The sequence below is a fragment of the Lentibacillus halophilus genome, assembly GCF_055395055.1.
This window is the reverse complement of record NZ_AP043750.1, coordinates 640,181-658,972: the sequence shown is the minus strand read 5'-3', so window position 1 is coordinate 658,972 and position 18,792 is coordinate 640,181. Positions and strand designations below refer to the sequence as shown.

At 48.7% G+C, this 18,792-nt stretch carries 12 protein-coding genes; 10 read left to right on the top strand and 2 right to left on the bottom strand.

What is annotated here, in order from left to right:
* Positions 1-9: 9 nt before the first annotated feature.
* The gene (locus ACZ5Q7_RS02970; protein ID WP_343751760.1) at positions 10-234 is read left to right on the top strand and encodes a YdbC family protein; all 225 of its coding nucleotides are present in this window, start codon (positions 10-12) and stop codon (positions 232-234) included.
* Positions 235-870: 636 nt separating this feature from the next.
* On the opposite strand, the gene ACZ5Q7_RS02965 is transcribed toward ACZ5Q7_RS02970, so the two are convergent.
* Complete coding sequence (locus ACZ5Q7_RS02965; protein WP_343751761.1) at positions 871-1,488, bottom strand: C39 family peptidase; 618 nt, start codon at positions 1,486-1,488, stop codon at positions 871-873.
* 70 nt (positions 1,489-1,558) lie between these two features.
* On the bottom strand, positions 1,559-3,199 hold the full coding sequence (locus ACZ5Q7_RS02960) for an aryl-sulfate sulfotransferase (RefSeq protein ID WP_343751763.1): 1,641 nt from the start codon (positions 3,197-3,199) through the stop codon (positions 1,559-1,561).
* Between the two features lie 174 nt (positions 3,200-3,373).
* Here ACZ5Q7_RS02960 and ACZ5Q7_RS02955 point away from each other — a divergent pair, with 174 nt between their 5' ends.
* From ACZ5Q7_RS02955 to ACZ5Q7_RS02915, 9 genes are all read left to right on the top strand, one after another.
* Complete coding sequence (locus tag ACZ5Q7_RS02955; RefSeq protein WP_343751764.1) at positions 3,374-5,248, top strand: LTA synthase family protein; 1,875 nt, start codon at positions 3,374-3,376, stop codon at positions 5,246-5,248.
* A 387-nt stretch (positions 5,249-5,635) separates the two neighbouring features.
* Complete coding sequence (murJ, locus tag ACZ5Q7_RS02950) at positions 5,636-7,150, top strand: murein biosynthesis integral membrane protein MurJ (protein WP_343751765.1); 1,515 nt, start codon at positions 5,636-5,638, stop codon at positions 7,148-7,150.
* A gap of 13 nt (positions 7,151-7,163) precedes the next feature.
* Positions 7,164-8,054: a PIG-L deacetylase family protein gene (locus ACZ5Q7_RS02945; protein WP_343751766.1), complete on the top strand. Its 891-nt coding sequence runs from the start codon at positions 7,164-7,166 to the stop codon at positions 8,052-8,054.
* 12 nt (positions 8,055-8,066) lie between these two features.
* On the top strand, positions 8,067-9,107 hold the full coding sequence (locus tag ACZ5Q7_RS02940) for a GNAT family N-acetyltransferase (RefSeq protein WP_343751767.1): 1,041 nt from the start codon (positions 8,067-8,069) through the stop codon (positions 9,105-9,107).
* 282 nt (positions 9,108-9,389) lie between these two features.
* Positions 9,390-10,448 carry a glycosyltransferase family 4 protein gene (locus ACZ5Q7_RS02935; RefSeq protein ID WP_343751768.1) on the top strand — a complete coding sequence of 353 codons (1,059 nt, stop codon included), beginning with the start codon at positions 9,390-9,392 and terminating at the stop codon, positions 10,446-10,448.
* A 447-nt stretch (positions 10,449-10,895) separates the two neighbouring features.
* Positions 10,896-12,374 (top strand): O-antigen ligase family protein, encoded by a 1,479-nt coding sequence (locus tag ACZ5Q7_RS02930; RefSeq protein WP_343751769.1) that lies wholly within the window; start codon positions 10,896-10,898, stop codon positions 12,372-12,374.
* Positions 12,368-13,648: a nucleotide sugar dehydrogenase gene (locus tag ACZ5Q7_RS02925; RefSeq protein WP_343751776.1), complete on the top strand. Its 1,281-nt coding sequence runs from the start codon at positions 12,368-12,370 to the stop codon at positions 13,646-13,648. Before ACZ5Q7_RS02930 ends, ACZ5Q7_RS02925 begins: the two co-directional genes overlap by 7 nt.
* 8 nt (positions 13,649-13,656) lie before the next feature.
* Complete coding sequence (locus ACZ5Q7_RS02920; protein ID WP_343751770.1) at positions 13,657-14,388, top strand: WecB/TagA/CpsF family glycosyltransferase; 732 nt, start codon at positions 13,657-13,659, stop codon at positions 14,386-14,388.
* A gap of 394 nt (positions 14,389-14,782) precedes the next feature.
* On the top strand, positions 14,783-18,430 hold the full coding sequence (locus ACZ5Q7_RS02915; protein WP_343751771.1) for an S-layer homology domain-containing protein: 3,648 nt from the start codon (positions 14,783-14,785) through the stop codon (positions 18,428-18,430).
* The last annotated feature ends 362 nt before the right edge of the window (positions 18,431-18,792 follow it).

The following is an 18,792-nucleotide window of genomic DNA, read 5'->3' as shown; positions in this document are numbered from 1 at the left end:
GACATCAACATGGCTTCGATTAACTATGACATAAAAAAAACAATCGGTGTCTTATCCGAATCCCCCAAAGGTTGGACGAAAGAATTGAATCTCGTCAGCTGGAACGGCCGGGATCCCAAGTATGATCTGCGGGACTGGTCCCCTGATAAGGAAAAAATGGGCAAAGGCACAACACTCACCGAAGACGAATTGGCAAATTTGAGGAAGCTGCTGGAAGCACAAGAGAACGCGTGAAGGGATGAAAATGGTAAGTATCCCTTCCGTTCGTTGTCAGATGATTGACCAACAGCTTTCGTTTGTATAGGAACGGACGATCATATTTAAAAATTTCATATCGGGTTAAACGAACATAGGTCTAAATGAATTCTTCTGTTTTTGTGCTGAAAACATAGAGTTCATTTGACCTTTTTTAATTCTATTCAAAAGACGATTTTCGGCTGCTGCCGAAAATCAGCCTTCTATTATCGTTGCTTCATGGAAAAAGTGAACCACGTGTGAGTTCGCGCAGTAAAAGGTGAGGTCGCGCGGCTCAGTCGAGAACTCGCACAGTAATGAAGGTAGGTCGCGCAACTCGGCCGGAAACGCGCGCAGTAAAGGGTGAGGTCGCGCAACTCCGGCAAGAACTCGCGCAGTAATGGAGTGAGGTCGCGCAACTTGGGCGAGAACTCGCGCAGTAATGGAGTGAGGTCGCGCGGCTCAGTCGAGAACTCGCGCAGTAATGGAGTGAGCTCGCGCAGCTCGGGCCGAAACTTGCGCAGTCATCCGTCAAGGTCGCGCAGCTCGAGCCGAAACGCGCGCGACTTCCCCGTCTTGAGCCACACAAAGACAGCAAACCAAACGAAGCGTCATCCCCTGATCCCAGCACACTCACTACACGTCCAATGCTACGGCACGCCCGCCCAACGAGCGCCAGTTCCGTTCGAACAGCGTCCTTTCGTAATGTTCCGCTTTTCCGGTATGCGGATCATGGGCGATCACGTCATCTCCGTCCACACCTACCATCACGACAGCATGTTCATTTTCATACCAGTCAATCGTCTCGCCATCCGGGGCAGTCCACGATAATCCGTAAAATGTCTCACGCTGCTCAAGCGTTGTCCACGCCAGCACGGGTGCCCCCGAACGAACAACAGCAAGCAGCGCATCAAATGACGCACCGGTCCAATCAACGCCGCGCCCGGGCATAAACCATTCAAGCGCCTCCAGAATAGGTCCTTCAAAAACACCGAAACTGCCATCATTCGAGTCGGTATAAGGATCCCCGACAAACGCCTTGTCCGGATTCGCTCCCGTCCATTCGCCATCCGTCCATTGAACGTTGTCGCCTTTTTGCAATGCATCTGCGACGTCATATTTGCTCACATCCCGGCCACACCCCCAACTCAACAGCATCGCCAGCGACGTTGCCTCGCACCCAGTGGGCAGTTCCGGGTATTGAAAATAAGCAGGCACACCTTGGATATGCCCACCCGAATTCGACTCTGTCATGTGATCCACCTCCTTAGTGCCAGGCACCGAGACAATTCAGAATTATGCAAGTGCCAGGCACCGAAACAATTCAGTGCCATTCTTTTCTTGGGTATATCGGCATGCGCAGGGCGCGGTAGGCTTGACGATAGCTGCCGGTTTCAAAGCCGGAAATGGCGACTTCGTACACTACGTCGGCCGGCTGGTCATCGGTGACTTCCACAATCCGGCTAATACGCTTGTCACTATCGTCCGGATCGGGTGTGTAGCCGGACGTTATCAGTCGATTGCCTGTCCCGGGATCGTAGTTGGCATCCCCGACGATGTTGGAGTACATGCTGTAACCGCGTTCCTCCCCGTAGGACCATACCTCCTCAACGGTCCGGTCGTCAGCGTTGACACGGTATTGAACGCCCCGGCTAAACATTTTGCTCAAGTCCTCATTACCGCGTGCCAGCGCAATATTGTTATCAAACAGCAAATAATCGGTCGTTTCCGCATTGTTATCGAAATCAGGCAACGTCACAACAGAATGCGGGCCGCCGGGAAATTTAAAATCATCCCCCTGTGGCTCCAGCAAATACTTTTCAAACGACTCCGGCCAATGGTCATGTGAGGCCAATATCCAATGGATGTCACCGCTCGGATAAGACATCTTCATGGTCAAACTCTGATGACGGCTGGAGACGAGAATCGCATCGTCTTCTTCCATATACTGGATCGCATTTTGATGGAACCAGTCGCCGTCATCTGCCTGTGTCCCGTCATAGTCATCATAAAATGACGCCGGGAAAACATCCTCAAAGCTGAATTCGCGAACTGTCTCCCCGGTGTCGCGGTCTATTTCGATCATTTTATCCTGCACGAATGCGGTATCTGTATCGTGGACGGTCGCCAGGAAGTTTCCGTTCGGCAGCTCGATCACATCATGGTGGACAGGATTATTGTTTTCAAATCCTTCCAAATCCACATGATAATCGGCCGTTACCTTGCCTAGCATATCCATCTCCAACAATTCATTGTATTGATCCTGCCCGTCTTCCTGGGTCAAAAACAACAGATGACCGTTCTCCAGACGTTTGAAAACATGGCGGTTCCATATCGAGGAGTACCACCGGACATCTCCATTATGATCCAAGGCGTACGCGTACATCCCGCTCGGCACGATAAACGTTAAGCCGCTTTCCATGCGTTTCGGTTCTGCATCCACTTGATCAATCGTCAAAAAATCATCCGGCAAAGCGTCCGTTTGGATGGTGAGCTTGGTCGTCATCGTTTCACCATCGTTCGTCGTCGCCGCGATGGTTACCGTATTGTCATAGTCCGGGTACAGCCCCAGAATAGGGACGGAATGCTCCTTATTATATGCGGCATATGTATGCTGGATGTCGCCACCGCCATCTTTCCCCTCAACAGTCACCTTAATCGTTGCCGGCTCCGGCGTGCTGAATTTCGCCAACGCTGCCAGAGGCGTGGCGTCGTACGGATCCAATTCAATAAACGGATCCTGAAACGAATACGACCCATCAGTGTATTCATTTTTAAGCCGCTTGTCCACCTCAGCTTGCCGGTTCAACCGATCCTGACTGATCGAGGACACCTGCTCCACACGGCCATTATGGTCAAAACCTTCTGTCGTCTCCGTTTCATTCGTACCCATAAACTCGATCGCCACAAAAAATATCACTAGAACAATAGCCAAAACGATAAAAATAGCCACAGATTTCTTCATCATCATCCCCCTTATTACGATTAATACTAACAGGTGCCAGGCACCAAAACAATTCTGAATTATGCAAGTGCCAGGCACCAAGACAATTCTGAATTGTGTTCGTGCCAGGCACCGGCAAAATTCTTTACAAATCTATGGTGCGCTATTATGATTCAGTAGAGGTGAGTTTTTGTCATGGGGCAGGTTAAACGCGTGTTGATATCTTATTTTAGCTTTTTCACCATTATGGTGGCTCTGAAATTTTTCTTTTTCCGCTATCACGTATTCGGTGATATTAATATATTACATACATTCTGGTATGAACTGAGCATCGTACTTATTCTATTCGTTTTGATCGAGTGGCTGGGCGGCAAAGCTAAGCTACCAATCTATGTGGCGCTGGATGTGTTATTGTCCGTTCTTTTCTTCAGCATGACCGTCTATGAACGCTACTTCGGGACCGTTCCAACGTATCACGACCTTGGCCAAGTCAACCAGGTCGGCTCGGTCAGTGATAGTATTATGATGCTTGTGGCGCGTCAGGACATGCTTTACTTTGCGGATTTCCTTATACTCGCAATATGTCTTGTCTTCCGGAAGTGGGGCCATTATCCGGTTAATCGCCGGCTGTCGAAAGCATTTCTGATCCCCGTGCTCGCCGCCTGCCTAATCATTGCTTCCTTAAACTTCGCAGCGAACAAAGACGCACGCATATTGGATCAGACGCTGTTTTCCGAGGACCATGGTATGTTAAACGCACAAGCTATTAAACTATATGGGGACTCTGTCGGCGGGGTCGACCCTGACGACGTGTTAAGCGATGTTTCCGTCAATGACATCATTCGTCTGAAAGGAAATGAACCCGTCCCGTTTTCGGAGCATAACTACCACGGTATCGCCCGTGACAGGAACGTGATCGTTTTACAAATTGAATCATTGCAGGATTTTGTGATTAATCTCGAGGTGAACGGCCAGGAAATCACCCCAAATATCAACGCGTGGCTGGACGACAGTCTTTACTTTGATCATATGTATCAGCAGATCGGCTCCGGCAATACGTCTGATGCCGAGTTCATGATGAATACGTCGATTTATCCGGTCGGCGATACACCGACATCCGAGGAATTGGCAGACAAAGCCATCCCCGCTCTGCCCAAGCTGTTGAACAAAAAAGGGTACCGGACAGCGACCTTTCATGCCGGCGAGAGCGACTATTGGAATCGGTCGACGATGTATCCGGTATTGGGCTTTGACAACGCCTATCATCTCGACAACCTTTATGACAATAAACACGTCATCGGCTTTGGGCCTTCCGATGAGTATTTCTATGACAAAACAATGGACAAATTAACGACATTCGCTGACCGCGAGCAACCTTTTTATGCTCATGTGATTTCGTTGACCAGTCATACCCCATTTAAAATGCCGGAGGATAAGCGTGGACTGGATCTCCCGGAAAAATTCCAGGGAACGCTGACAGGCAATTACTTGCAGTCGGTTCACTATGCGGATCGTGTCCTCGGTGACTTTATGGATGACCTCAAGCAGGCCGGTATTTGGGATGAATCGGTGATCACATTGTACGGCGATCACTCCGGCGTGCACGGGCAACTCGTCACGGACAAAGACGTGCAACTGCTGGATGATCTTCTTGGTCATCCGTATTCACTGCTTGATCGCTTCAACATTCCGTTCATCATGGACGTCCCCGGCAAACCGGCACTGAGCGACAAGACGAATGATACGGTGGGTGGCCAGCTCGACATGATGCCGACCCTTCTCAATATGGTCGGTGTCGAGCCGGAAGGACTGTATTTCGGTCAGGATCTTCTGCAATATGACAGCAATTTGCTCGGCATGCGGTATTATTTACCGACCGGCGCGTTTTTCAATGATGATGTATTGTTTGTTCCGGAAACGGCGAAACACGACGTCCGAACATATGACATCAAAAAAGACGAAGGCGTCGACGGCACCACCGACCCGACAGCGTCTTTCGAAGACGACTATACCGATATGCTGCAATTGTATAAATGGTCGGATGCCTATTTTCAGAGTCTGACCCGCTGAGGCATCCCCGCACACACGTCCTGAACAGTGGAGGCTGGGACAGAAGACGTTTATTCAAAAAATCCGAACTATGATTCGCGAAAAATCTGAATAAGTTCGGATTTTTCGTTTAGCGTAGGAAAAACACGGAGACTCCAGCGGGATGAAAAGCCTAGATAAGACCCCGCAGTGCGATAAGCACGAGGAGGCTTATCAGCGCCCGCGGAAAGCGTAGTGTTTTTCCGGAGCGGTGACTACGTCTTAACTATATTGTTCGTGTTTAGAAGTGATTTGTTTAGTTATGTCCCGGCTCCCCTGTTTTTTACATGTCATTTTCCCTTATGCATGACCTAAAAATATGATAAAATAAGTGCGATATATCTATGACGCCTGAAAGAGGTAGGTTGTTTGAAATCGAAGCTGGGACTCGCAAGTGTTCTCTTTATTGGGGCATCGCTTTTGTTAAAAGTGTCCGGACTCATCCGGGACATGGTTATCGCATACTATTTCGGTGATAGTTTTGTAGCCGATGCGTATTTGGCGGCATTCATCATTCCGAATATGTTCATTCTGTTTATGAGAAACGGTATGAAGAACGCCTTCGTACCAAGTTATATCGACGCGTTGGACAAACAGCGGGGCGACTGGCACCTTGGTCAAATATTCAAAGGCACCATCGTCTTCAGTCTGGTGACAGCGCTGATCGGTGTGGCACTGGCCCCGGTCTATATTCCATTGTTTTATCCGGACTTCAGCGGTGAAGCCACCGACATCGCCATCCGCATTTCCGCTATTTTCTTTGCGTCCATCCTGTTCATCGGCATGAATGCGGTGCTCGAATCCTTTTTTGACGCGCAAAACCGCTTCAGCATGTCGATGATATCGCAAATCATTGTTATCGCGTCCTCGATCGGGAGTGCGTTGCTGTTTGCAGAACGGATCGGCGCTTATTCACTGGCGATCGGCTACGTCGCCGGCACGGTGGTCGCCTTGATCGTGATGCTCTCAATCGTTTTATCGCGGAACATGATGGCATTCCGGCCCCGATTGGAATGGCTGGAAATCCGGCGTTTTTACTGGGTGTTTATCCCGGTTGCACTGTCGGCCGCGATCGGTCAAGTCCATTTAATGGTCGGTACGATGTTTGCCAGTTACTTTGAAGAGGGTGCGGTCACCTATATTAACTATGCTAAAAACCTTGTTCACATGCCGCAGGGAATTTTCGGTGTCACGATTGGGACGATTGTTTTTCCGCTGCTTTCCAAAGCGATTACGACAGATGACCGTCACCTGTTCAAGCGCGGCATCGAACAAGGGCTGACATCAATGTATTTGATTCTCCTGCCATCGGTCATCGGTATGCTCATATTAATGCCGAATATTATTTCATTGCTGTATGAACGCGGGGAATTTACAGCGGAGGCAACCATGGCGACGACCCACGTTGCTTATCTGTATGTCGGGTCGGTCGTGTTTTTCAGTTTAAATCAAATGATTAACAAAGGCTTTTATTCGTTAAAAAAAGGACACCTTATCCTGGTGATCAGCAGCCTGTCCATCGGGCTGAATATTATTTTGAACGTGATACTGACCGGCTGGATCGGCTATCGCGGTATTCCGCTGGCTGCCTCAATCATGGCATTCACCTATGTCGGCACCCAATTTATCGTGTTTTATAAAGTGGTGAACGGCCTGCGATTGACGTATTTGGCCGTCGAATGTATGAAAATAACGGCAGCAACCGGTATCATGGCCGCCGTCGTCTATCCGCTGCTGCACCTGATGGACTGGCATCATCTCACACAGATCATCGTTATTGCGCTCACAGGTGCCGTTGTTTATGTCATCAGTGCTTACGTGCTCCGTTCCCAAGCGTTGCGGTTTCTTCTTAATCATTTGTTTAAGACAAAGAGAAAGGCATAAAGGGGTCTCTTAAATGAAGGCAAAAGAACTATTGATGACAATTCTGAAACCCATAAATAGGCCGCTGACGAGATATGTGCTGCAGCGCCATTACAGCGGCTCAAAAACCCTTTCTGATACGAAACAGGCCGGGCGCGTGCTCGTATTGGCCCCCCACATGGATGACGAAACCATTGGACCGGGCGGCGTTATTCGACGGCATGCGAATGAAGGCGCCGACGTGCACTGTGTCTTCGTAACAGACGGATCCAACAGTGTCAGTGACCTCAGCAAAGAAGGCCTCATGTCTGTGCGTATGCAGGAAATGGAGCAGGTGCAGCACATTCTCGGCATCACAGACATTCGTTATCTCGGCCTCCCCGACGGAGCGGTGACGAGCAGTGACGAAGCGAGAGCTCTTTTTCACGACATGATCGATTCATTGCAGCCGGATGTCATCTATTGCCCATCGTTTATTGATGCCCACCCGGACCATACCGAAACGGCCCGGATTCTGGCCGATGTCCTGAAAGCGACTGACACGCCGGATGTGACCATTCGCTTATACGAAATTAATTGTCCCATACCACCGGACTATATTAATGCTGTTATGGACATCTCCACGACCGTATCGGACAAAGAACGAGCCATCAGCACATTTTCATCCCAGGCGATTGCTTTTGACGGATTTCTGGAACTGAACAGGCTGAAATCCCATTTGACGCGTGCGGACGCTCGGGCGGTGGAAGTTTTTTTCGAGCCGTCCGTCGCCGCATTTATTCAACACTGTGACTATTTGAGCGCGTATAAACATGCGTTTCCCCATCTATTTAAACAGGCCAACCGGACGGATACATTGCTATGGGCCATCTATAAAAACATCAACCGGAAACGGCGGCTGTATGCACAGAGCCTGAAGCAGTAAGGAGCTTAAGCGATGACAGTTCGAGCGTATCAAACCGGCGATGAGCCGCAAATACAAGCGTTATATCACAAGGTATTCGAGAAAGACCGGTCCCGGGACGAATGGGCGTGGAAGTTCCGAGATCCTCCGAATGCGCTGAATCCGTTTATTTTTGTGTATGAGGACGACGGGGCGCTGCTCGGCCACATCGCTTTATGGGTGAGCGATGCCTATATCAACGGTGTCACCGAGCCCATCGCCTTGCGCGTCGATACAATGGTTGACCCTGATGCCCGGGGGCGCGGCATTTACCGCCAGTTGAATGACGCCATGCTCACCGCTGCGACCGATCAAGGGATCAAACTGCTGTATGGATTCCCGGCTGCACAAGCTAAAGAGCAGCTGCTAAAAACGACGAACGCGGTGCATGCCGGGGATGTCGCACGGCACCGGGTGATCCTTGACCCTGTCGCCCTGGCGGCGTGCGTGTTCTCGTTTCTGAAGCCGCTCAAGACGTTAGGAACATGGTATAAACGCTGGAAACGGCGCCATGCGAGCGGCGACGTTTTGCCGGAAGGGTGGACGTTGAGGGAGGTCACTACGTGTGATGAGCAGTTCGACGAATTAGCGGACGCCTGTCAACAGATGAAACCGGTCATGCTGAAGCGGGATGCGGCGTACCTCCAATGGCGCTACCTCCGTCATCCGGAGGCGACGTATCGATTGATCGCTCTCAGCAAGGACGGCCACTTACAAGGCTATGTCGTGCTGACGACGGAAACCGTCCCGTTCAAAAAGGGGCAGGCGGTGATCGGACACGTCGTGGACGCGTTGGCCTATGACGACGCCTCCGTCTGGGAATACCTGGCCAAAGGCGCCGTGGCAACCCTCGCCGCAGCCGACGTTATCCAGCTGTGGGCGTCTCCTGATGCGACAGCGGCCCACGCTTTTGCACGTATCGGCGTGAAAGAACATGACCGACCGATGCCATTGGTAGTGAACGACTTGGGCGCAGACACCGGTCATCACCTTAGCGATTGGTGGCTGACCCAGGGCGACGTTGACTCGTTCTGATACACGTCTGATACACTAAGAAACGTAAGCCACATCCGGCTCAAGCGGCCCGCGATGTCCGTCATCTCCGTACGCCGCACGTCGCTCACTGGAAGCCATTGTTTCACGCTTGTACATAAATTGTAACATGATACATGTTGATTTCTGTTTTATAAACGGTATAATGAAAAAAGGTTGCTATAAAAGTGAAACGTATCAATCACGCACAACGTCTATAAAACTAGTACATATATAAAGCACAAATCAATGATTCTAAAAGGGAAAAGGTGGGAGGATCCTGACATGGTATACGTCGCTCTAGCAGTTTGTATCATTGTCTCATTTTTCATGACACCACTCGTCAAAACATTAGCCATCCGTATCGGGGCGGTTGACCAGCCAAACGACCGGAAAGTGCATCAAAACATTATGCCCCGTTTAGGCGGGCTTGCCATATTTTTTACATTCCTGCTCGGATTTCTCCTGTTTCTGCCTGAGACAATGAGCGCCTGGCCGGTACTGGTCGGAGGCGTTATCATTACAGGCGTCGGTGTCCTCGACGATCTATATGAACTGTCGGCAAAGGCTAAACTCGGCGGGCAGCTGCTCGCCGCAACAACAACCGTATTGGGTGGGGTCCAGATTGACTTTGTCACACTGCCGTTCGGTATGCTCGCTGACCGGATCGAATTTGGCATGTTCGCCATTCCGATTACGATTCTATGGATTGTCGGCATCACCAATGCGATTAATCTGATTGATGGCCTGGACGGACTGGCCGCAGGTGTATCGGCCATCGTTATACTGACCATCTCCGGACTCGGTATCGCCATGGGTAATCCGCTCGTCGCACTGTTAGGCTTTATACTGCTCGGCAGCACGCTTGGATTTCTCATTTTCAACTTTCATCCGGCGACACTATTTATGGGGGATACCGGTGCGCTATTTCTCGGCTACATGATCAGTGTGTTCGCCGTTATCGGACTGTTTAAAAATGTTGCGATCTTTTCATTGATTGTGCCGATTATCATTTTGGGCGTCCCCATTCTTGATACACTGTTTGCCATTATCCGCCGTTTTCTGAACAACCAGTCGTTATCAGCGCCGGATAAGTTGCACTTGCATCATTGTTTATTACGGCTCGGCTTTTCGCACCGGCAAACCGTTATTATGATTTACGCGCTGAGCAGCATCTTCAGCACCGCAGCGATTATCTTCACGGAAGCAACGATTTGGGGGTCGACTATGATTCTATTCGGCCTGATCCTCCTTGTCGAACTAGTCGTCGAAGCCACCGGACTGATCAGTGACAACTACCGGCCGTTGCTGAAACTCATGAACGTCAGAAAAAAGCGCCTTTAAGAAACTAGGACAAACGACGTTTCGCTAACGAAAATCCGAACGGCAATTCATAACAATTGAATTGGTTCGGATTTTTGCATAACGACACAAGCGGAGTGTTTTTTCGTAGCATAACGAAAAACCCGAATGACGATTGATAACTAATCTGATTCGGCCCGGATGTTACACTTAGCGTAGGAAAAACACGGAGACTCCAGCGGGATGAAAAGCCTAGATAAGACCCCGCAGTGCGATAAGCACGAGGAGGCTTATCAGCGCCCGCGGAAAGCGAAGTGTTTTTCCGGAGCGGCCGTTAAAACCTATTCCACCATGTTTTGGTTTTGTCCTAACCTATGATTCATAGCCACGTGCATGCATTTTCCTCTTGCATAACAGGACAGCAACCCTTTATGATAACAGAGGTATAGTTTCAAAAAAACGATTTAAAAAATGTGGGGTTGAACATCGATGGATGATAACAAACAACTAATACAAATTACGATAGCCACGGTGGCCGTCTTGTTGGTCGGCCTATTCCTGCCCAAAAGTCTTGCCATCGCTCTATCAGTCATCTATTTCGCAGCTGTAACATGGTATAAACCGAAACTACTCATACCACTGCTCATCCTTTATTTTCCGTTCCGGCCGTTTCTCGTGGAGATCAGTGATGGCCTGACGTACGCAGGCGATGTCGGCATTCTCGTCCTGGTCATCCGAGTGCTCACCGATGCGATTAAACAAAAAGACTATCGATCCATCATCCGGCTCGAATGGTATGAATGGGCGTATCTATTATTCTGTCTGGTGGGTGCGATAGCGGCGCTGACAACAGGCGTCTCGCTCGTCGCCATCGTGTTTCAACTGCGTAAATTTCTCACCATGTATCTATTGTACTACGGTGTTAAACGCCTGTCGTGGCGCCGGGGGGAGATGCTCAACGTCCTGAAAGTCATCACCGGTGTCGCCATGGTACTCATCGCGCACGGGTTTGTGGAAAAACTATCACAGCGACAATGGCTGATTCCACAGGCATGGAAAGAAATGTTTATTTCACCGGCCAATTTCGAACGGATTTACGGCTTGCTGTCCAACCCGAACTCCATGAGCTTGTATATGTTCATAGCGATCGCAGCCAGCTTTGCCTTGCTGCGGGTGACCAAAAACAAAGCATGGTACATACCGCTCATACTGGAAGTCGGCACGCTGCTCTTGACTTATTCCCGGGGCAGTATCATCGGCATCGTCATAGCCGGTGTGATTTATTTAATCCTGGCACGAGATAAACATTTAACCAAACAAGTTGTCATTGCTGCCGTAGCAGGGTTTGTGCTCGTGTTTTCATCCGTTCACTATATGGATCGCTTCATAGTGTCGATGTGGGGGGATGCCGGTCAGCAAGGACAGGGAAGCAACTCGCTTGGAGACCGGTTCAGTTCGTCGTTTGATCAGGAACAATTCGAACGGAGCTTGAACACCGGCCGCATTTTCTTCGTCAAAGTCGGCCTGGATATCTGGTCGGATTACCCTGTGATCGGAACAGGCTTTGGTACGTTCGGTGACTCGGCAGCGCTTGTTTATTCATCACCGATTTATGATGACTACGGGCTCAACGATATTTATGATTATATGGGAACTGATTTTTACTCGGACAACCAATATATTCAGATTATCGTGCAGACCGGCACCATCGGGACGATACTGTTTGCCATCTTTATGCTGAACATGGCTTATCGAATGGCCAAAACGCGCCCAGTGGACCGGACGCTCGCACATGTCATGTTGTATGTCTGGATATTCACCGGATTGGTCGGTGCCGTCTATAATGTTTGGGAAAACCAGGTATTCCCTATGTTCTTCTTCGCCCTGCTTGCCTGGATGGAGACAGTAAGGCGCGGCCGGAGTGACTCGCTATCCGGCACAACAAACGGAAAGGAGCAGACATCGTGAAAAACATCTGTGTCATAGGCTTGGGTTACATCGGTTTGCCGACGTCGATTATTTTCGCAAAACACGGGTTTCACGTACACGGGATGGACGTCAACGAGGAAACAGTCCGTAACCTTCATCAGAAACAGTTGCATATCGAGGAACCGGGGCTCCACGAGGCGCTCACCGCAGCGGTGGACAGTGGCCATCTGACGTTTGGTACGACACCGGTTGAAGCGGACGTGTTCATTATTGCCGTTCCATCACCGATTATGGACAATAAAACCGCTGACCTTGATTATGTCCGATCCGCCACCCGAAGCATTGTGCCGTATGTCCAGACGGGCAACCTTGTCGTGCTGGAATCCACCGTCCCACCGCGGACCGTGGAAGACGTTATGCTGCCGGAGTTAAAAGAGACAGGCTTGGCCATCGGCAGTGATGTATACGTCGCCCATTCCCCTGAACGGGTGATACCGGGAAAGATCTTCAAAGAATTGGAAGCCAACGACCGGATTGTTGGCGGCATTAACGACGCATCCGGACAACGGACGAAAGAGATTTATCAGTCGTTTGTTCAGGGGGCCATACACGTGACCGATGCCACAACAGCTGAGATGGCGAAAGTGATGGAAAACACTTATCGCGATATCAATATCGCCTTCGCGAACGAGCTGGCGCAGCTGAGTGAGGCGATGGGCATTAACGTTTGGGAAGCGATCCAATTAGCGAACTGCCATCCCCGGGTCAACATCCATCAGCCGGGTCCCGGTGTCGGCGGGCACTGCATTGCAGTCGATCCGTGGTTTTTGGCCGAACGGCATCCCGACACCGCCCGCATGATTACACAGGCACGACATACCAATGATGACATGCCGGCATTCACAGCGGACAAAATCTGGCACATCCTTCATAACGAGTATCAGCTGGATCAGCCACGGGTCGCGCTACTTGGCCTGTCGTTTAAAGGAAACGTCGACGACATGCGGGAGAGTCCGTCGCTTAAGATTATGGAACACTTCAATCGGATGCAGATCGATTATACGGTGTATGATCCGCACATGACCGATGTTCGCGTCCCGCATCAGGTGACAGACCTTCAAGACGCGATCGACGGCGCATCCATCGTCGTCGTCGTAACGGACCATGATGCGTTCAAGGCCTATGACCCGGCGGAAATAGGCCAAGCGATGACGGAACGAATTGTTCTCGATACGAAAAATTGTCTCCACGAAGCAACATGGCGTGCCGCCGGATTTGACTTCATCCGTCTGGGAGATACAAAGAACAGGTGAGGAAACCAATGGCTGACAAAGAAACCATATTGAACGTCGATGTATCGAATGAAACATACGATAGTCTCATCCCGCAGCTGTTCCACCGGATTGAGGAGCAACAGCATTCTTTTATCGTTGCTGTTAATCCGGAAAAGATCATGAAGGCAGAGCAAAACGCCGATTTACGGGAACTGATTAATGCCGCCGATTACCAAATACCGGATGGCATCGGCGTGCTGCTCGCCTCCCGGTTACAGGGCGGTCGTATCACCGATCGGATTACCGGCGTTGATTTAATGATGGCCATTATCCGGGAGGCATCCAGACAGCAGAAGCGGATCTTTCTGTACGGCGCTAAACCGGGTGTCGCAGAAGAAGCCAAAGCGCAACTGCAGAAGGATGACCCGAATGTGCACGTCGCCGGTGTGATGCATGGCTACACCGATGACAACGACGCTGTTATTGAGGCCATCAATCAGTCACAGGCCGACATTGTATTTGTCGCCAAGGGCAGTCCGGCGCAGGAACAATGGATCAACGACAACAAGTCCCGTCTGCATGCATCTGTTTTCCAGGGTGTCGGCGGCTCGTTCGATGTTATCGCAGGGCATACAAAACGCGCACCGGCCTGGACACGCAAACTGGGGCTGGAATGGCTGTACCGATTGATTGTCGAACCGTGGCGATGGAAACGGCAGATCGTTCTCCCGAGATTCCTGTTGCATGTTGTTCGAAAACGCCAAAAAAAAGAGTCATAACCGATCATCACACCACATATATTCCTGTGGTGTGATGATCTTAATAAACGGGCATAAGCTGAAATCGAAATTGGCAAAAAACACCGGAATGACAATGGTAAGGGAGGTAAATAATGAAAAGCACGCAACAAGCTTGCATTGACTCCAATAGTCTAGTAAAGTAGCAATCAGCCTAGCGGTTCGGGTGCCACCCCATATGAAACTATGAACGTGTAGCAAGCAGCTTAGAAAGTCGTTTGATTATTGTTGACAAGAATCGCAGAAATGTCTATACTGAAATGGAATCAATAGATTGCTAGGTGAAATTCTATTTTCTGGGTTTTACATATCCGAATGTATATGGTCCGGAAGATAGTATTAATAATGTGATTAATTAAAGGGAGGATAACGCTTTATGGCAGAACAGAAGAATTATCGTAAGTTTGCTGCGTCATCTTTGGCGGCAACCGCTGCGGTCGCAGCTGTTGCACCTGCTGTATCAGCAGATTCAGTATCTTTTACTGACGTTCAGGAAGGTGACTCACACTACGAAGGGATTATGGCTCTGGCCGAACAGGGCATTGTAGCCGGCTATGAAGACGGCTCATTCGGCGTCTATGACAATGTTACGCGTCAACAAGTAGCTGTTATGCTTTTCCAAGCACTGGATTTGAACACACCGGCTGACGTTGAGGGCGCTTTGCAAGCGTATGACGACGTCGGTGCGGACAGCCTGTATGCTGAAGAAATTGCTGCTGTAACGGAAGCAGGCGCTTTCGATGGCAACAATGGCATGTTCAACCCGAATGATGAGATCAGCCGTGAACAAATGGCTACCGTTCTTGTCAGTGGATTAGGCTTGGACGAAGATGACAATGGTGAGGATGTTGACGTTAACCTGAGCAACGTTAGCCCATCCCATGAAAGCAGTGTGCAAGTAATGGCCAATCTTGGCCTGACAGTTGAACTGGATAACTTCCGTCCAAACGAAGAGATTTCCCGCGGTGCATTCGCTACCATGCTTCATGGTGCACTGAATCCGGAATCCGCTAAACAACAGATCACTAACGTAAGTGCGCTTACAGACGATGGTCATGTGCTTGAAGTCCAATTCAACAAACCAATGGCTTCCATTGATAAGTCTGAGGTTTCTCTATATGAAACAGCTAGCTTGAATCGTGCGGGTGTTCAAAGTGTTGACCTTGCAGCTGATGGCAAGTCGGCTGAAATCATGCTTTATGACAACACAAGCGACAATGCTCCGGATGAAGTTGAGCGTCTGACTGAATACACGCTGCAAATCGGTGATTTAGAGACAAACTTCACTCGTCCGGAATATCTCGATGATGATGATAACGCCCGTGTCATAGACGTTGATTCCGGCGAGCGTGACGTAACCGTTCAATACAATGAAAATAATGGCGAAGGTGCTCAGACGAAAGTCAATCTGGACGTTCCTGAAGACATGGACTTCAACTTCCAGGAAGCACTGGGTCAAGAAATCGCTATTTGGTATGACGGTGACGACAATGTACAGGACTTCAACCTTATCACAAATGAAGAAGTCGTTTATGACGCTATTGAAGTAACAGCAAAAGATGAAATCGAGACCGTTGATGAGGGAACAGAATTTGACCTTGCTGAAGATGTACAATTCATCGTTAATGACGGTGCTGACTCGGACGATGGCAACGTTGAGGCTGACGGTCAGGAAGACGTTGAAGCCCTTGTTAATAACGAATATGACTATGCTAAAGTCATTTTTGATGACAACGGCGATGTAGCACGCGTTTATGCATTCGACTTCACAGATGACCCTGTTCTGGTTGACGAAGTGGATGACAATTACATCCTTGGAAAAGATTCCAATGATCTGGATCTTGAGGATTACACCATTGTTAAAAATGGCAAAGAAATTTCCATCGATGACATCGAAAAAGGCGACGTTGTATTCTTCAACGAAGATGCATACAGTGGCGATGGCCTTGCCGTAGTTAACACCAATACTGTTAAGGGCGAAATCGACAACGTTTACGATGATTCATTCGATGTTGACGGCAAAAACTATAGTTACAGCGGCATTCAATTCTTAAATGAAGATGGCGACTTTGAAACCATTGATGATGACGATGCTAAGCAGCTTCAGGATGCTGGCGCTGTGAAACTTCACATGAATCATAAAAATGATATCGTCTATGTAACTGGTGAAGTCGGCGACTTTGAAAAGAATTATAATTCACTCTATCTCCAAGGCGACTTGACACCGTACATCGATAACAAAGGCGATGGCATGATTGAAGTTGAAGGTGTCGACTCTGAAGGATCATCCAAGCTTTATGATCTAAAAGTCAGCTCCCTTGATCAGGTAACAGCTATCCAGGATGGTGAAAAGAAAGAATTCGAAGTTGATGAAGACTTTGATGGCACCGAAATTGATGAATTTGCATTGGGCATTGAAGGTAAGGATGGCTTCGTAGCGGTTGATCGTGAAGATGTAGGTGCTGATCTGAGTAATGCATCGATCATCGCATTGGATGAAGATGATAACGTCATTGGCGATGTTATGAGCGTTTCTGAGTACCTCAAGGACAACGGAAATCTCATCAATCTCGTGGAAGATGACAATAACAACATTGATGAGCTTGAATTCTTTAAGAACACTGCAGACCTGAAGTCTTCCATCGATGAAGATTCCAAGTATGCAAACGGCAATCTTCTTGAGAACTCAACATTGGTTTATGATGTATCGGATGCAAAAGAAAGCGAATATAGCGATCCGGACACCGAAGACGTCAGTGCGACGACATGGGGTGATCTTAAAGAAAAAGGCATCGATATTTCCGACGCGGTTGTCTACTCTGATGAAGATGGCTACGTCACCCACATTGTTTCTTATGAAGATGTCGTCGATGATGATACAGACGAAACAGCCCTCATTAAGCGTGTTGATACGTCCGATGACGACATCACTCGTATCAGAGCACTGGTTAATGGTGAAGATGTCACGTATGACGTCGACAAGAAAGATCCAAGCTTTGATGTTGAAGAAGGCAGCGTTGTTGAAATCAGCATAAGCTCCTCCGGTGACCTTGTAACTGGATTCACCAATCTTGATACAAACGATGAAGATGATCGTTTAGTTACAGGTACGGTTGTTAAGGACGGCGTCAGTGTCAGCGACAATGAAGTCCGGATTGAAATGGATGGCACGCAAAAAACGTATGAACTTGCCAATGACGGCAACGTTTACGATGCAACCGACTCTGATGCATCCGACTACTCAGACGAGAACCTTCGCGATGTTGAAGAAGGCGACGAAGTAACGATTGCTCTTCCTGACAAAGGCAGCAAGTTTGCTGACGCCGTTGTTATGACTGGCTCGGTTGACTCTGATGACGTGCCTGCTAATGAGGGCAATAGTGACGATTCTAATGATGGATCGGATAACAATGCACCAGAGGCTGATGCTTCCGATCAAGAACTAGAAGCAGACGGTTCAGTAACACTTACTGTTGATCAGCTTGCTACTGATGCAGATGGTGATGACTTAACTGTTGAATCAGTAGATGTCGACGGTTCAAGTGTATCTGCTGACACTGTTGACGGTGAGTTGGAAGTGACTGCTGAAGAAGCAGGCGAATCAACTGTAACTGTCGAAGTTAGCGACGGCAACGCTACAACCGATGTTGAATTTGTAGTAACTGTAGCAGAAGAATCAGCAGATGTTCAATTTACTTCAAATAAACCCGAAATTGAACTAGATAGTGGCGCTGGTCTTTATCAATTAACTTCAGCACTTGACAATATAACAAAAATTGAAGGAACTGAAGCTGATTCCGCGAATATTAATGATGTAGAATTCACTACAAACGATGAAAATGTGATTAAGAAAAATAACGATGCAGATGAGGCATCCAATTCAGTGATTACCAACGAAGGCGAAACGACTATTTCCATCTCTGAAGTAAAAGTGAAAGATGGAGATAATTATCCAACTGTTGAATTCGATAATAACCAAGAAGTTACAGTTACTGTAAACAAGAACACCTCTGAAGAAAAATAAACGAAACGGTACTCTATAAGTCTATTAAGGCGAAATGAGTGAAGAAACTACCCCAAGAAACGACAACATTGTATTATTCAATGGTGAAGATGTATAAGTTTCTTGGGGATTTCTTTTAAACTATTGTCTTTCCAGTGTATGGGTGGAATTCCTATTCTTGCCGAATAGTTACCGGCAAGACCTAATCCTCCTGCGTCCAATGCGGTTCTAACAGACCAAAGGGGCGAAGTCAGGTGAAGACGTACTCACAAAAGTGAGGCGGGGTTCCTTAAAAGGTGACTAGGATCAGGCGACGAATCCATGTTGATCCAGGGTGATGCCGTGAATACTAGGAAAAATTAAGCTAGGGGTTTAGTGTTCAC

What these genes read in the sequence shown, in the direction of transcription:
- ACZ5Q7_RS02940 (WP_343751767.1), top strand. Translation starts at nt 8,067, where the DNA reads ATGACAGTTCGAGCGTATCAAACCGGCGATGAGCCGCAAATACAAGCG.
- ACZ5Q7_RS02970 (WP_343751760.1), top strand. Translation starts at nt 10, where the DNA reads ATGGCTTCGATTAACTATGACATAAAAAAAACAATCGGTGTCTTATCC.
- ACZ5Q7_RS02955 (WP_343751764.1), top strand. Translation starts at nt 3,374, where the DNA reads ATGGGGCAGGTTAAACGCGTGTTGATATCTTATTTTAGCTTTTTCACC.
- ACZ5Q7_RS02920 (WP_343751770.1), top strand. Translation starts at nt 13,657, where the DNA reads ATGGCTGACAAAGAAACCATATTGAACGTCGATGTATCGAATGAAACA.
- ACZ5Q7_RS02960 (WP_343751763.1), bottom strand. Translation starts at nt 3,199, where the DNA reads ATGAAGAAATCTGTGGCTATTTTTATCGTTTTGGCTATTGTTCTAGTG.
- ACZ5Q7_RS02915 (WP_343751771.1), top strand. Translation starts at nt 14,783, where the DNA reads ATGGCAGAACAGAAGAATTATCGTAAGTTTGCTGCGTCATCTTTGGCG.
- ACZ5Q7_RS02935 (WP_343751768.1), top strand. Translation starts at nt 9,390, where the DNA reads ATGGTATACGTCGCTCTAGCAGTTTGTATCATTGTCTCATTTTTCATG.
- ACZ5Q7_RS02945 (WP_343751766.1), top strand. Translation starts at nt 7,164, where the DNA reads ATGAAGGCAAAAGAACTATTGATGACAATTCTGAAACCCATAAATAGG.
- ACZ5Q7_RS02965 (WP_343751761.1), bottom strand. Translation starts at nt 1,488, where the DNA reads ATGACAGAGTCGAATTCGGGTGGGCATATCCAAGGTGTGCCTGCTTAT.
- ACZ5Q7_RS02930 (WP_343751769.1), top strand. Translation starts at nt 10,896, where the DNA reads ATGGATGATAACAAACAACTAATACAAATTACGATAGCCACGGTGGCC.